General features: G+C 45.6%; 11 protein-coding genes. 2 read left to right on the forward strand and 9 right to left on the reverse strand.

What is annotated here, in order from left to right; genetic code table 11:
• Window positions 1-32 precede the first annotated feature (32 nt).
• The 9 genes from ACHZES_RS05255 to ACHZES_RS05295 all read right to left on the reverse strand — a co-directional run bounded on the left by ACHZES_RS05255 (window position 33) and on the right by ACHZES_RS05295 (window position 11,702).
• Window positions 33-1,076 (reverse strand): ribonucleotide-diphosphate reductase subunit beta, encoded by a 1,044-nt coding sequence (locus tag ACHZES_RS05255; protein WP_154524550.1) that lies wholly within the window; start codon window positions 1,074-1,076, stop codon window positions 33-35.
• Between the two features lie 45 nt (window positions 1,077-1,121).
• A complete protein-coding gene (locus ACHZES_RS05260) occupies window positions 1,122-3,380 on the reverse strand; it encodes a ribonucleoside-diphosphate reductase subunit alpha (protein ID WP_395548875.1) in 2,259 nt (752 codons plus the stop codon).
• 395 nt (window positions 3,381-3,775) lie between these two features.
• Window positions 3,776-4,717 carry an ABC transporter permease gene (locus ACHZES_RS05265; RefSeq protein ID WP_038282558.1) on the reverse strand — a complete coding sequence of 314 codons (942 nt, stop codon included), beginning with the start codon at window positions 4,715-4,717 and terminating at the stop codon, window positions 3,776-3,778.
• Window positions 4,718-5,689, reverse strand: a complete 972-nt coding sequence (locus ACHZES_RS05270) for an ABC transporter permease (RefSeq protein WP_395548897.1) — start codon at window positions 5,687-5,689, stop codon at window positions 4,718-4,720.
• A gap of 59 nt (window positions 5,690-5,748) precedes the next feature.
• Window positions 5,749-7,278: an ABC transporter ATP-binding protein gene (locus ACHZES_RS05275; RefSeq protein ID WP_395548874.1), complete on the reverse strand. Its 1,530-nt coding sequence runs from the start codon at window positions 7,276-7,278 to the stop codon at window positions 5,749-5,751.
• An 11-nt stretch (window positions 7,279-7,289) separates the two neighbouring features.
• Window positions 7,290-8,354: a BMP family protein gene (locus ACHZES_RS05280; RefSeq protein ID WP_154524556.1), complete on the reverse strand. Its 1,065-nt coding sequence runs from the start codon at window positions 8,352-8,354 to the stop codon at window positions 7,290-7,292.
• 38 nt (window positions 8,355-8,392) lie between these two features.
• A complete protein-coding gene (locus ACHZES_RS05285; RefSeq protein WP_154524558.1) occupies window positions 8,393-9,154 on the reverse strand; it encodes a MerR family transcriptional regulator in 762 nt (253 codons plus the stop codon).
• A 33-nt stretch (window positions 9,155-9,187) separates the two neighbouring features.
• On the reverse strand, window positions 9,188-10,582 hold the full coding sequence (locus tag ACHZES_RS05290; protein ID WP_038282566.1) for an amidohydrolase: 1,395 nt from the start codon (window positions 10,580-10,582) through the stop codon (window positions 9,188-9,190).
• Window positions 10,583-10,739: 157 nt separating this feature from the next.
• Window positions 10,740-11,702, reverse strand: coding sequence for a tRNA dihydrouridine synthase (locus ACHZES_RS05295; RefSeq protein WP_395548873.1), 963 nt, complete (start codon window positions 11,700-11,702; stop codon window positions 10,740-10,742).
• A gap of 139 nt (window positions 11,703-11,841) precedes the next feature.
• Here ACHZES_RS05295 and ACHZES_RS05300 point away from each other — a divergent pair, with 139 nt between their 5' ends.
• Together ACHZES_RS05300 and ACHZES_RS05305 are read left to right on the forward strand one after the other, a co-directional pair.
• On the forward strand, window positions 11,842-12,792 hold the full coding sequence (locus ACHZES_RS05300; RefSeq protein WP_038282569.1) for an N-acetylmuramoyl-L-alanine amidase: 951 nt from the start codon (window positions 11,842-11,844) through the stop codon (window positions 12,790-12,792).
• 371 nt (window positions 12,793-13,163) lie between these two features.
• Complete coding sequence (locus ACHZES_RS05305) at window positions 13,164-15,248, forward strand: sodium-translocating pyrophosphatase (protein WP_395548872.1); 2,085 nt, start codon at window positions 13,164-13,166, stop codon at window positions 15,246-15,248.
• Window positions 15,249-15,271: the final 23 nt, after the last annotated feature.

Below are 15,271 nucleotides of genomic sequence, written 5' to 3' on the forward strand. Positions count from 1 at the left end.
AATGGCGATCTTTTTTAATACAATCTTACTTGTTACAGATCATCCACCAGAGCGCTGCTTTTCGCATATGCCGTGCTTTTCGCTTCAAAAAAATCTGTTTTGATCAGATTGGCATTGCTGTACTGGTTAACCCATAACATGCTTTCCGGCTCCCTGTCATGACCCTCATAAATCCGCTCCCAGCCGAGACTTGCACAGCGTAAGTTTCCAAGATACATGATATAGTCCGTGATCATTTCTTTTGTAAGTCCGGGAACTTCATCTCCGATGGCATAGCAGCCCCAGGCGATTTCCTGCTCACAGCCTTCCCTGATCATACTCCGGTAAACCTCCACCCGTTCCCTGGTAAACAGTTCCGGCTCTTCCTTCTCAAGTTCCAGAATAATATTTCGGAACAGCCATAAATGAGTGTTCTCATCTCTATTAATGTAACGGATCTCCTGAGAGGAGCCGATCATTTTATGATTCCGTCCTAGGTTATAGAAAAACATGAATCCGCTGTAAAAATACACACCCTCCAGAATAAAATTTGCCACAACTGCCTTCATAAATGCAAACGCGCTCTTGTCCTTTTGGAATTCATTATACAGGTCACCGATAAAGGTATTACGTGCAAGAAGATGAGGGTCACTCTTCCACTGATAGAGCACCTCATTCCGAGTCTGAGGTTCGCAGATGGAATCCAGCATATAACTGTAACTCTGACTGTGCACCGCCTCCTGGAAGGTTTGAATGGAAAGGCAGAGATTGATCTCATTGGCAGTCACATATTCTCCTAGAGCCGGCAGATTAGCGGTCTGGATGCTGTCCAAAAACACCAGGAAGGATAATATCTTATCATAAGCTCTACGTTCTTCGGGACTTAATAAGGGATAATCCTTCCTGTCCCTGCTTAGATTAATTTCTTCAGGAATCCAGAAATTATTCATGGCCTGCCGGTACCAATCACTTACCCAGGTGTATTTCATATTGTTAAAATCATTGAGGTTTGTGGTATTGCCGTTGATCATCCGCCGTTTTCTTACCTCAATTTCCCCATCCGGATGAAAAAGGGGTCTTTTTTTTAATTGTTCCATATCGTTTTCTCCGCATTCTCTTGTTTTATTATTCCCAACCGTTTTTTAGCTGGAGCAGGCCTCGCATTCATCCACTTCCAGACTTTTGGAACGGACGTAGTAAATGGTTTTCACACCCTTTTCCCAAGCCAGGATATAAAGCTCCAGCACCTGACGAAGGGTGTAATCATTGGTAATATAAAGGTTCATGCTCTGGGCCTGGTCCACATGGCGCTGGCGGATACCCGCCGCCCTTACGGACCACCTCTGGTCTATATAATGGGCATTTTTATACTTCCAAAATGTTTCAGGCGATAAATCCGGGGCTACCCGGGGAACCAAACCGTTCTTTTTCTCCTCCAGATAATACCGGTTCATGACAGGGTCAAGCCCGGCCGTGGTACCTGCGATCATGCTGGTGCTGCTGGTTGGTGCTATGGCGATGAGCCAGCCGTTTCTCATGCCATGGGCTGCCACCTTTTCCCGAAGGTGCATCCACTCTTCAGAGCAATATCCCCGTTTATCAAAATATGCCCCTGTCTGCCATTCGCTTCCTTCATACAGATCATAGCTTCCTTTTTCCTCTGCAAAATCACAGCTTGCTTCAATTGCCGCATAATTGATTGCTTCAAACACCTTATCAGTAAATTCAAGATGCTCTTCTGACTCCCAGGAGATCCCGTTCTTAGCCAGCATGTGATGATATCCGCTTATCCCAAGTCCCACCGGGCGATAGCGGAGGTTGGTGACCTTTGCATAGGGCACTGGGAAAAAATTTAAATCGATTACATTGTCCAAAGCACGGACCGCACTTCTTGTAAGCTCGGTCAGCTCTTTGGTATCCTTAAGATCAATATTCCCCAGGGAAAGGCTGGCAAGGTTGCACACAACAAAGTCTCCCGGCTTTGTTACGGTGACCACCACGGTCTCCCCGTCCACGGTCTGGATCTGCTGGTCCACCTGTTCCACCCCGCTCATATTCTGAGCAATTTCCGTACATAAGTTGCTGCTGTAAATGATGCCGCTGTGGCTGTTTGGATTGGCTTCATTGACGATATCCCGGTTAAAGGTAAAGGGCGTTCCTGTTTCCACCGCGCTCTTTAAAACCAGGCGGATGATATCTTTAATGGGAATGATCCGCTTATGGATACGGCTGTCATTCACACAGTCCAGATATCGTTCCTCCCACTGGGCTCCATAAGAATCCTCCAGTGCCCAGCCCTTTACTGTCAGAATCTCATGAGGACACATTAAGTACCAGTCCCCTTCTATGTTCTCCTTTGCCTGTTTCCAAAACAGGTTGGGATAGCAAACCGCCGGAAAAACATCATGGGCCTTCATGCGGTCGTCTCCGTTATTGGTCCTGAGAGTCAAAAACTCCGGAAAGTCCTTATGCCAGACATCTAAGTAAACTGCCACGGCTCCCTGCCGTACCCCCAGCTGGTCCACTGCCACTGCCGTATCATTGGCCAGCTTGATCCACCGGATCACGCCTCCCGCAGCGCCCTTAAAGCCGCGGATCGTACTCCCTGCGGCACGGACTTTTCCGAAATAAAGGCCCATGCCTCCTCCGAACTTACTGACCTTTGCAAAGCTGTCAATGCTTCGGTAAATGCCATCCAGACTGTCCGGTACGGTATCGATAAAACAGGAGGAAAGCTGATGATAAGGCTTTCTGGCGTTTGAAAGGGTGGGCGTAGCCATGGTAACCTTTAAAGTGCTGAGCATATCATAAAACCGTTTTACCCAATGATCCCGGTCAGCCCTTTCCAGCATGGCAAGATGCATGGCAATTCCAAGAAACATTTCCTGGGGAGTCTCTAAAGGCTCATTCCGGCGGCTGCGGATCACATACCGGTTAAGCAACAGTTCCAGCCCGGAATAATTGAACAGGTGGTTTCTGCTATGATCCAGATAGCCTTCATACCGATCAATTTCTTCTTTTTTGTAATTTTCCAGAATGTAGTCCCCATAAAGCCCGTCTTCTGTCAGGAAACATATTTTATCATAAAAGCTGCCAATCTTTCTCCGGTCCAGCTCTTCTTTTAACCTGGTTTCATAACGCAGCATGGAAAGCCTTGCCCCTATATACTCCCAGTTCGGCGCCTCCTGGGTCGTCAGCTCCACAGCCGCCTGGATGAGCGCCTCGAACCGTTCTCCAAGGCTCATATTTTTCTTACAAAACCCTGTGAATTTTACGGAGAGGTGATCCAGATCATATGGTGCCAAATCCCAATCCTTACGGATTCCCTCTAAAACGCCTATGAGCTCTGGTACCTCTTTAAAATATTCCAGGATTTCCTGTTTTCCATCTGTCTTGTCCATTTATAATTCCCGCCATTCCATGTTTTATATTAGTATCAATAACTGTTATTGAATCTCATATGTAAAAATATACCACAACATATAGTTAATTTCAACCACCGAAGCACAAAATATTCGTTTTCAGACTATTTCCCTTTTTTATTATTACCAAACAAAAGCTGTTAAATTAATTAGTCAATGGGATATTCGAAATCCGCTTCGCTACTTGCTCATAACCGAATAGCAACTATCGCTGCTTGTCAGGTGGAGCTTGTACTCCACCTGACACAAGTAAGTCCCCACCCACCACTTAATGCTTTTCGCATTTGAAGTGGGGGACTTACTTGGTTCGGTTAAAAAAACGCCTGAAATCTCACAAAGTAAGACTCCAAGCGTTTCCATTAATAGGAAAATCTTTATCTCGCACCGCGCACATAAGGCTTCCCAAGGCTTTCCGGCCCATGATTTTTGTGGGCGGAGCCCAGCAGGGCCGCCAATGTGATCAGATAAGGAAGCATGGACAATGCCTGCGAAGGAAGAGGAACTCCCACTGCCTGAAGACGGATCTGCAGCGCATTGGCAGAGCCGAATAAAAAGGCAGCTCCCAGCATTCCAAAGGGAAGATAACGCCCCAGGATGACAGCCGCCAAAGCAATGTATCCTCGGCCGGAGGTCATATTTTCCGAAAAGTTCCCCACCTGTACCAAAACCAGATAAGCACCGCCAATCCCGCCCAGAACTCCGTTTAACACCATGGAAATGTACTGGTACCGGTAAACCGGTATCCCGGCTGAATCCGCGGCACGAGGGCTTTCACCGATGGAAGCAAAGGAAAGCCCGGTATTTGTTTTCTTATAAAAAAACGATACTCCCATGACCAGAAAATAGATCAGATAAGTTAAAATATCCTGATTAAAAAGAGCATTGCCAATGAGTGGAATGTCGGCAAGCAACGGTATCCGCAATTTTATTAAAGGTTCGATCTGCTGGTAGGACTGTCCCCCTGACATCAGTTTATACAGGAAGCTGGTGACGCCAAGTATAAAAATATTAATGGCGATCCCGCTGACCGACTGATCCTTAGAGAGCCTGATCGACAGAACTCCATGAAGCATACTGACAGCCGCTCCGCCCGCCATACCGCAAAGTAGCCCTACAAGAATACTCCCCGAAAAAAATGTGCCTGCAAAGGAGAAAAAAGCCCCGGAAAGCATGACGCCCTCCATTCCGATGTTTAATATTCCGCACTTTTCCGATATCGTCTCCCCTAGCCCTGCGTAGGCAAGAGGCACAGCCATCCGCACGGCTGCCGACAAAAAGGCAGACAGGAAGCCGACAGTTAAGATCTGCTGCATCATTTATTTTCCCTCCTTTGCTCTCATTTTTCCGGTCAGAAGTTCCCTGCCCAGGATAAGCAGTACAATAAATCCAATCAGAAAATCTACAATCGCAGAGGGAACTCCCATCTGCCTTTGCATGGAGTTTGCCCCAACTTCCAAAGCCGCAAATAAAACGGAAACCAAAAGTACGCCGCCCGGATGGTTAAAGGCCAAAAGAGTTATGAGGATTGCCGTATAACCGCAGCCTCCTGAAATTCCTTCAAGCAGCTTTTTCTGGACTCCAAGTACCTCCACAGCTCCTGCGATTCCTGCAAGGCCTCCGCTTAATACTGCTGACAGGATTATATTCTTCACCACAGAAATACCGCTGCATGCCGCTGCCCGTTTATTAAAGCCCACGGCTTTGAATTCATAGCCTGAGGTGGTCTTTTCCATGAGAAACCATACAAAAAACACAGCTCCAAGGGCTATAAAGATACCTGTATGAACTCTGGTTGGCTTTAAAAAACGTAAAAGTGTGACAGATGCATCTATTTTTTCAGATTGGGGAATGCTTCCCGCCGGATCCATGAGAAAGGTACGGACAGCGATACCCAAAAGATTCATAGAAATATAATTAAGCATAATGGTGCAGATGATTTCTGATATTCCAAGCTTAGCTTTTAATATGGCTGCTATAAGAGCCCATAAGCCGCCGAAGAGAAAGCCGCATCCAATGGCAAGGATAATCCGAAAAATTCCCGGGACTCCGGTGGCATTTAGAGCCACCCAGGCAGACGCAAGGGCTCCTATGTAGAATTGTCCTTCAGCACCGATATTAAAAAAACCGGTCCGAAAGGCCACCGAACATCCAAGTCCGGTGAGAATCAAAGGAGTCGCTTTTACAAATACTTCTCCGAAGCCGCTTGCATTGCCAAAGATTCCGTTAAAAAACATCCGGCCTGCCGTAAGAGGATCAGCCCCTGACAATATGATAAGGATGACTGCCATAGCAATGGAAAGGAACGCAACCTCCGTCACTTCTATTGCCTTCCACTTTTTCATGTGATTCATGGCCTTCCTCCTTCTTCCGTTACTCCGCCCATGTAAAGTCCGATTTTAAATACATCCGCTTCTTCCCTGTTAAGGATCCCCATGATCCGTCCTTCAAACATTACTGCAATCCGGTCACTTAAAGTGAGGATCTCATCTAGATCGGCAGAAATGAGCAAAACGCTTTTTCCCTGGTTCTTCTGTCTGATTAAGGTCTGATGGACAAATTCCGTTGCTCCGATATCCAATCCTCTGGTAGGCTGGCTGGCTACAATGAGCCTGGCCTCTTTTGATATCTCACGGGATAAGATCACCTTCTGCTGATTTCCGCCGCTCATAAGCTTTACCGGCGTCCTTGTCCCACTTTTTCCTGAAGTACGTATTCCATACTCTTCAATGGCTTCTAAAGCACGGTTCTCTGCCTTTTTATAATCCAGAATCCATTTCTTTGAAAAAGGCAGCCGGTTGTAGGTACGCAGAATCATATTTTCTGTTACCGTCATGTCCACAACCAGACTATCCATGTGACGGTCATCGGATATATAGGAGATGCCCTTATGGAAACGCTCCCTCACAGATCGGCTGTCAATGGCACTCCCATCAAAGGAGATGTTTCCCTCCGTATGCTTACGGATTCCCGTGATAACCTCGGCAAGCTCCTTTTGCCCGTTTCCTTCCACTCCGGCGATTCCAAGGATCTCCCCCTTATAAACCGTAAGGCTGATATGATCCAGCGCCATTTTACCAGCCCGCTTTTTTGATAAAGAGACGCCTTCCAAGCTTAATGCTGCTTCCTTTGATGTTTTTTTCCTGTCTTCTGTTTTAGGGGAAAGCGGCCTGCCGATCATGTAGGCAGATAATTCCTCGGGTGTGGTATTTAATGTGACCAGATTCTTAACTGATTTTCCATCCCTTAGGATCGTAACCCTGTCGCTGATCGCCATGATCTCACTTAGGCGATGGGTAATGATGATGATACCATGTCCCTCATCCTTTAACCGCCTTAGCACATGAAAGAAATTTTCTGTTTCCTGAGGGGTTAGAACGCCTGTGGGTTCATCTAATATAAGCAGGTCTGCTTTCCGGTACAATGCCTTTAAGATCTCCACCCTCTGCTGTTCTCCTACGGACAGACTGCCAACCAGTTCATCAGGCTTAACAAAAAGGCCGTATTTTTCCGCCAGAGAGCAGATCTCTTCTGAAGCCTGCTTTCTGTCAAGGACCTCTTTTTTACCGCCGGAACCCAGAATAATATTGTCAAGCACTGTCATCCGGTTTACAAGTGAAAAATGCTGATGGACCATGCCGATTCCATGGCTTATGGCATCTGCAGGAGACTTAAACCGAACCGATTCTCCTTTATAGAAGATTTCCCCGCCATCAGACTGGTATATGCCGAATAATATGTTCATCAGCGTAGTCTTTCCGGCTCCGTTCTCCCCAAGCAGGGCATGAATTTCCCCTTTTTCCACGGAAAGGGTTACATCCTCATTGGCATACACTCCGGAAAATGCCTTTGTAATATGTTTCATTTCCAATAATGGCATAAGAATGCTCCCTATCTGATCTTTGTATCACATGGTACTGAAAATTCTCCGGCTGCAATAGCTGATACCTTTTTCTCAATCTCCGCCTTCACCTCATCCGGTACTTCGGCCTCCAGTTCGTGGTATGAAGCGATGCTCACTGCGCCTTCCTTCATGCCCAGATCATAGATTCCTCCAGCAAAGCTTCCGTCTGCCACCGTCTGAAAAGCTGTTTCGATTACATTTGGAATATGATATACGGAAGAAGAAAGAACGGTCTCCGGAGCCAGTCCATTCTGATCATAGGAATCCCCGGTTGCATAAACTTTTGCTTCCTTTGCTGCATTGATGGCCCCTGTACCGGATTCATTCGCACAATGGCCGATGACATCGGCTCCATTGTCGATCATAGCCTGAGCGGCTTCTTTTCCCAGAGCCGTATCCGTAAAAGAACCGGTCCATGCAGTCTGGACTTCAATGTCAGGCTTTACGGACTTTGCACCATCTTCAAAGCCATTCATGATTTTAACAAGGGATGCGCCTTGAATCGGTCCTACAAAACCAATCTTATTGCTTTTTGACATTCCTGCTGCAAGCATTCCCATGATGTAACCGCCTTCTTCGCATTTGGTGACATAGGAGGCCACATTGTCAGCGGAAACCTCTCCCTCTGTCACAATGAATTTGGTATCCGGATACTGTTCTGCCACTTCTACGGCAGGATCACCGAACTCGTAGCCGTGGCCGATCACCACATCAAAACCATTGGCGGCATAATCGGCAAATGCGGCTTCAATGTCATCAGGAGTCAGATTTTCCGTATAGGCGGTCTCACAGCCATAATCGGATTCCAGAAGCTTTAATCCTTCATAAGCGGACTGGCACCAGCCCATGTCATTTGCCGCACCGGAAAGGCAAAGTGCTACCTTGAACGTTTTAGAAGTTTCGGATGTTTTAGAAGTATCAGAAGTCTCAGATGATACAGATGTATTAGGGGTCTCTGTTTGTGTCTCTGTCTTTTTACTGCAGCCAGCTAAGGATGCAGCCGCCATGGAAGCAGCAAGAGCCAGGGCTGCTAATTTTTTTAAGTTTTTCATAATGATTCTCCTCTCTTGTTGTCAATTCCTTCGTTGTGCTAAGGTTTCATTATCCGGATCTGCGTATGGGTGATATAATTGGAGCTTTGGTTTTCCACAAACTGATCCAGAATATTAAAATTAATGGTTAGATCTTCAAATTCCAGATCCGGTCTTGCGTTTCGGATCCGCTCAATGGTAGCAGGTACCGTTTCATAAGAGCCCAGGTGATAGCCGCATAGAAAATCGCCTGCAGGAATTTTACGGATCTGATCCTTTCTGATCGTCTCCGGCAATGGTTCGCCGGAGGGATATAAATAGGCACCGAAATATTTTCCTTCTCCCTGATAAAAGGCGATGGTAGGATAAAAATAGAAGGAATTCTGCCGATAGATCATCTCTTCTTCTCCAATGGCAAGATAGGCCCTGTCTTCAAAATGGCGGATGGTAATCTCATCCGTACGGATATTTTCCATCTCTTCTTCAATAAAACGAAGCTTTCTCTGAATGGCCTCATCAATGGAAATCAGCTCCATCCACTGCCTGTGAAGCTCCTCTGAACGCTGCTTTAAGGAATCCAGAGCGGAACCGGCATGCTGTGTACTCCGCTGCTTTGTGATTTCCTCCAGGGAGTATCCAAGCTTTCGCATGTAACATATGGTTGCCAGCTCATAAATCTGGTCAAACTCATATTTTCTCCTGCCGTTTTTCATATCCCGCATTCTTGGTTTAAATATGTCTATGCTGTCATAATAATACAGGGTCTGTATATTCAGACCGAAAAGAGATCCCATCTCTCCAATGGATAAAAATTCCTTCAAACCGTTTTCCTCAACTTTCTATGATCAGGCGGCTTATAAAAACGGACGGAATGCCTCACTTGGCTTACGTATCACTCTGGTGCAGACCGCCTCTCCTTCAGAAGCCAGCCGCTTCTCGTCCACTCCAGTGATCACGCCATCCTTATAAACCACTTTTCCATTAATCATAGTGAGCCATACGTTTCCTGTCAAGCCAACCCTTGCAAGGAGATTCTTGGGATCATGGATTGCTCCTGCAAGCTCCAGGGCTTCTGCATCTATCATAAATAAATCGGCTGCCTTTTCCGGTTCCAGAGAGCCCAGATCCGGTCTTCCCAGAGTCTTTGCTCCATTGATGGTTGCGATTTTTAACATATCATAGGCAGACGCACAGCCGCCTCTTTCCTTTGTATGATAAGTCTGCATCATATAAGCAGAGCGAAGGGCATCAAGAAGATTGGAGCTGTCATTGGTTGCGGATCCGTCACAGCCAAGGCTTATAAGAACTCCGGCCTCCTGCATGGCCTTAATATCAAGAATCGGGAAGCCTCCCAGCACAGCCGGCGTAGGACAATGGGAAATCCCGGTTCCAGTTTCAGCAAGCAGCTTGTATTCTTCGGGAAGCACTTCCCAGTTATGTGCATACCAGACGTCTTCTCCTATAAAGCCGATATCCCTGCACCATTCCAGAGTGCGTTTTCCATAGCGGGCCTTGATCCCTTCCGTCTCCCCTTCCCCTAAATGGGTATGCATCCGCACGCCCATACCTCTGGCTGCGGCAACGGTTTCAATAAATGTTTCCGGTCTGCAATTAATTGGCTGGCAGGGTGCCATGACGATCTGCTGCATGGAATAAGGACCCGGATCATGATAAAGACGGATAAGCCTTTCGCAATCTTTTAAGAATTCATCGGTGGTCTCCAGCATATTGTCTGGAATCGAGCTTCCTTCGCTCCTTGAAAGCGTGTTGCTGCCCCTCCCTGCATGATAGCGGATTCCCATAAGATTTGCTGCTTCCATCTGCTTATCCACCGGATCCTTGCCGGTTTTCTTCGTATAACAGTACTGGTGGTCAAAGGCGCAGGTGCAGCCGTGCTTGATTAAATCGGCAAAAGCCGTAAGAGTGGAATAATAAATGACATCATTGTCAACGATCTGAAAAATCCGGTAGATCTTATCGATCCAGTCCATGACTGTCAGATTCGGATAATCAATGGTGATCAGATTCCTTACAAAGGTCTGAAAGAAGTGATGATGAGTGTTGATTAGTCCCGGGTAAACAAATTTTCCTGATCCGTCAATGACCTGTGCGCCTTCTTCCTTTATCCCGGGGCCTATTGACAAAATCTTAGGCCCTTCAATCAGGATATCGGTGTCTTTGTACACATGGTCATGTTCATCGCAGGTTATAATTGCTTTGGCATTTTTTATCAATATTTTTGAAACCATGTTATCCCTCCATTTTCAGTACGGCATCATGCCGTCGTTTAAATCGAGGTCATTATATATCCTATAGTAACTATAGGTTCAAGCTTGAAACGTCAATTCATTGATTAAAAAAATTTATAATCATTTTGTAATTTTCTTATAAGCGTACATTCCATACTTATATGCCGCCAAAAGCCCCTCCCGATTCTTTTAAATCCAGTTCTCCAAAAAGGCTGTCAACCACTGCTCTGTAATCTGCAAGGTGCTGGGACTTTTTAATCTTTTTCCCATGTTTTTCACCGCCGTCAAACATCTGGATCATATATGCCCACAGCTCTTTCATCTTAAATAAGACATTGCGGTCCCCCGATATGATCTCTTCATAACCCATAAGAATCTCGTCATGAAAGGCTTTTAGCTGCCTTTTATCCATTTTCTCCCCATCTCTCATTTCCCCTGCAAGACCAGGATTGGCAACCAATCCTCTTCCAAGCATGATATGGTCTATGGAAGGAAACACTGTGGTGAATTTCTCATAATCTTCCGCTGAAAACAAGTTTCCATTGTAGCACAGAGGATTTTTGCTTAAAGAGACAGCCTCTTTCATCACGTTCCAATTCGGTTCATTCTTGTAGTAGTCCTTTTGGACCCTTGGATGAATAATCAATTCTTCGATCGGATATTTATTATAAATTTCCATGAGTCTCCCAAATTCCTCCGGGCTGTCCTTTCCAATCCTGGTCTTTACGGATATCTTCATATCCAGGGCAGAAAATATCTGATCAAAGAATATTTGAAGCAGCTCCGGTTCCCCAAGAAAGCCGGATCCCCGGCCCTTCGTAACGACTGTGGGAGAAGGGCAGCCCAGATTTAGATTCACCTCTTCATATCCGAATTGTTTTAGTTCATTTGCCGCCCATATAAAATCTTCCCCTTTATTGGTGAGAATCTGAGGAATCACATGCAGTCCTACGTTATGCTCTGGCAGAAAGTCATTTTTTTCCCTGGAGGAAAACTTCCGGTTCTGTGTGGGCACAATAAAAGGCATGACATATACATCTACCTGCTTAAAAAACTTGTGGTGAGCGTTCCGGTAAACATAGCCGGTGATCCCCTCCATGGGGGCAAAATAATACTTCATGTTTCAGTCTCCATTTTCTATTATTCTTTATCGGTACATTTTACCACAATAAGCGACAAATTCATAGAAGACCATTTACAGAATCTGCCAAAGAGTGTTATAATGTTAGGCAAAAAGCCATTATTCTGGAGGATCGATCATGACACAATTAAAGAACTTACTGCCTGCAGCCGCCAAGGCCCTTTTACTTGCCGTTCTTATTTCCACCACCTCCTCTTCCGTCTCATGGGCAGAAGAAGAAATCGGGCCGGCCTTTGCACCTCCGGTAACCAAAACAATGACACCTGAAATAGGACCGGGCATGCGAAACAACAACTCCAACTTTATCGTAGTTCTGGATCCGGGACACGGAAAGACAGGCGGGCATTATTCCGGCTGCAACTTTGTATATAATGGAGTTACCTATTATGAAGATGAAATCACCATGAAGATCGCTACTTATACAAAGCAGTATCTGGAACAGTTTTCCAATTATACGGTTTATTTAACTAAGGACAGCGCAGAAGTCACCATCCCTCTGGATCAGCGGGCCGCCTTTGCCGCCTCCGTGCAGGCAGATCTTTTCGTAAGCCAGCATGTAGACTCGGCTTTAGGAAACGGTACCGTGAAGAATGCTTACGGAGTAAGCTCCATGGCCCCCAGAACCGGCCGCTTTAATAACGACCTGGCTCTCCAGTCCCAGGAAGCCGCTAATACGATCTTAAAGCAGTTAAATGGTCTGGGACTTAACAACCGTGGACTGATCCTGCGGGATTCAGAGAACGGAACATTATTCCCCGATGGAAGCCAGGCCGATTATTATGCGATTCCCCGCTATTCCCAGATGTATGGAATCCGAGGCTTTATCATTGAACACGGCTTTTTAAACCATACCAGCGACTTGACCCTGTTTCTTTCAACAGAGGAACAATATAAGGCACTGGGTGAGGCAGATGCAAAAGGTATTATGGAATATCTGCAAAAAGCAGGTAAATCTACATTTGTCCAGACAGCACAAAACACTCAGACAGCCCAGAATACCAACAACCAGAACGAAGGGGCGGTTACTCCTCCCTCTGTCACCGGAAGCAATGGCCCAGGTGTGAATTAAGCGCTTACGATCAATTTCTGCAAATGAATAACGTCAATGGCAGCAAGAGCTCCTTGCCCCTCATTCGTGAGGGGCAAGGAGCTCTTTTTGTCTCTATCCAAAAGAAATAATAAATTTACTATTAACGCAGATAATAATCCAGCAAGTTCCGAATATTATCATTATTAGAAAACCACTGTTACCGATGGAATGACAGAGCAGGGTGCGCCGTTAAAAAACTGTTAAAAAATAATGCAAAAAACTATATTTCGACATAATACTTGGCCAAAATGCACCTTTATTTAGTAAATTCAATTATTTTTTTGTTGAAAATATATATAATTTGGTACTATAATGAAATCATCAAAATATTATACTGGAGGTATGAAGTAATGGATGCAATTTATTTTGTATCAATGGGGTCATTGTTGGGGATTATCTTTGCCTGGGTCATGTTCCTTCGTGTTAAAAAGCAACCGGAAGGCACCTCGGAAATGGCCCGGATCTCTGAAGCAGTCAGAAAAGGGGCAAATGCCTACTTGAAACGGCAGTATTCAGGAGTTGCAATATTTTTTATTGCTGTTTTTTGTATATTACTCATTATGGCATTTAACGGTTTCCTAAGCTTTTTTACCCCGTTTGCGTTTTTAACGGGCGGCTTTTTCTCAGGTCTTTCCGGATTCATTGGTATGCGTACTGCAACCATGGCTAACTGCAGAACTGCTGAAGGAGCTTCAAAAAGTTTGAATAAGGGACTCCAGGTAGCATTCTCAGCCGGTTCGGTTATGGGATTTACGGTAGTCGGGCTTGGTCTTTTGGATCTTTCAATTTGGTATTTTATTTTAAACGCAGCTTTTCAGCATCTTCCTGTAGAACAACGCATTACAGAAATCACAGCGAATATGCTGACCTTTGGAATGGGTGCTTCCAGTATGGCCCTCTTTGCCAGGGTTGGCGGCGGTATCTTTACCAAGGCAGCAGATGTGGGGGCTGATCTTGTCGGTAAGGTAGAAGCCGGTATTCCAGAGGATGATCCGCGTAATCCGGCTGTTATCGCCGATAATGTAGGTGATAATGTAGGTGACGTAGCCGGAATGGGCGCTGATCTCTACGAATCTTATGTGGGCTCTATTGTATCAACTGCAGCTCTTGCGGTTGCTGCTGGATACGGGGTTAAAGGCGTGTCTATACCGATGCTGCTGGCAGCGCTTGGTGTTGTCGCATCCGTCATTGGTACCTTTTTTGTTAAGACAGAGGAAGGCGCCTCTCAGAAGAACCTTCTCAAAGCCCTAAGAACCGGTACTTATATTAGTGCGGCAATTATTGTTGTTGCAGCGTTTTTTATAATAAAGATGATGCTTCCCGGTCATATGGGACTTTATGCAGCCGTTCTTTCAGGACTAATTGCAGGTGTTTTAATCGGAGCAATTACAGAATATTACACATCAGATACCTATAGCCCAACAAAAAAATTAGCGGAATCCAGTGAAACAGGAGCCGCAACCGTAATCATCAGCGGATTATCCCTGGGCATGCTTTCTACTGTTGCGCCGGTAATAATCGTAAGTATTTCCGTCCTTGTAAGTTACTATTGTTCCGGAGGTGCAAATGATTTTAATCTTGGACTTTACGGCATTGGTTTATCAGCTGTCGGAATGTTATCCACTTTAGGTATTACACTGGCTACGGATGCTTACGGACCAATCGCTGACAATGCCGGAGGCATTGCTGAAATGACACATATGGATGCTTCCGTAAGACAGAGAACAGATGCACTGGATTCCCTTGGCAATACCACTGCTGCCACAGGAAAAGGATTTGCTATCGGTTCCGCTGCTTTGACCGCTCTAGCCCTGATTGCTTCCTATGTTGATAAAGTACATCAGATCCAACCGGATCTAAATCTGGATTTAACCATAACCAATCCGAAGGTGCTTGTAGGATTGTTTATTGGCGGTGTATTACCGTTCCTATTTGCTGCTCTTACCATGGAGGCCGTAGGCAAAGCCGCACAGTCCATCGTATTGGAAGTCCGCCGTCAATTTAAGACCATAGCCGGTATTATGGAAGGAAAAGCGGAACCGGATTATGCTTCCTGCGTTGATATGTGTACAAAATCGGCGCAAAAGCTGATGATCGCACCGGCCATGATAGCCGTCGTTATTCCGATTGTCATTGGCTTATTATTAGGGCCGGAAGGCGTATGTGCTCTTCTTGCCGGCAATACCGTTACAGGTTTTGTTCTTGCTGTCATGATGGCGAACTCCGGAGGCGCATGGGATAATGCAAAGAAGTATATTGAACAGGGCGCACATGACGGAAAGGGAAGCAGCCAGCATAAAGCTGCGGTCGTAGGCGATACAGTAGGTGATCCGTTCAAGGATACTTCAGGACCATCCATCAACATTCTCATTAAGCTTACTTCCATGGTTTCTATTGTATTTGCATCACTTGTTCTGGCTTTCCATTTATTATAAAATAAAATTCATGCTCACCTATA

Source organism: Lacrimispora sanguinis (assembly GCF_044987295.1).
GTDB lineage: Bacteria > Bacillota > Clostridia > Lachnospirales > Lachnospiraceae > Lacrimispora > Lacrimispora celerecrescens_B.

Excerpts from the sequence above, each read along its gene's own strand:
- ACHZES_RS05255 (WP_154524550.1), bottom strand. The coding sequence starts at position 1,076 with ATGGAACAATTAAAAAAAAGACCCCTTTTTCATCCGGATGGGGAAATT.
- ACHZES_RS05260 (WP_395548875.1), bottom strand. The coding sequence starts at position 3,380 with ATGGACAAGACAGATGGAAAACAGGAAATCCTGGAATATTTTAAAGAG.
- ACHZES_RS05265 (WP_038282558.1), bottom strand. The coding sequence starts at position 4,717 with ATGATGCAGCAGATCTTAACTGTCGGCTTCCTGTCTGCCTTTTTGTCG.
- ACHZES_RS05270 (WP_395548897.1), bottom strand. The coding sequence starts at position 5,689 with ATGGCAGTCATCCTTATCATATTGTCAGGGGCTGATCCTCTTACGGCA.
- ACHZES_RS05275 (WP_395548874.1), bottom strand. The coding sequence starts at position 7,278 with ATGCCATTATTGGAAATGAAACATATTACAAAGGCATTTTCCGGAGTG.
- ACHZES_RS05280 (WP_154524556.1), bottom strand. The coding sequence starts at position 8,354 with ATGAAAAACTTAAAAAAATTAGCAGCCCTGGCTCTTGCTGCTTCCATG.
- ACHZES_RS05290 (WP_038282566.1), bottom strand. The coding sequence starts at position 10,582 with ATGGTTTCAAAAATATTGATAAAAAATGCCAAAGCAATTATAACCTGC.
- ACHZES_RS05295 (WP_395548873.1), bottom strand. The coding sequence starts at position 11,702 with ATGAAGTATTATTTTGCCCCCATGGAGGGGATCACCGGCTATGTTTAC.
- ACHZES_RS05300 (WP_038282569.1), top strand. The coding sequence starts at position 11,842 with ATGACACAATTAAAGAACTTACTGCCTGCAGCCGCCAAGGCCCTTTTA.
- ACHZES_RS05305 (WP_395548872.1), top strand. The coding sequence starts at position 13,164 with ATGGATGCAATTTATTTTGTATCAATGGGGTCATTGTTGGGGATTATC.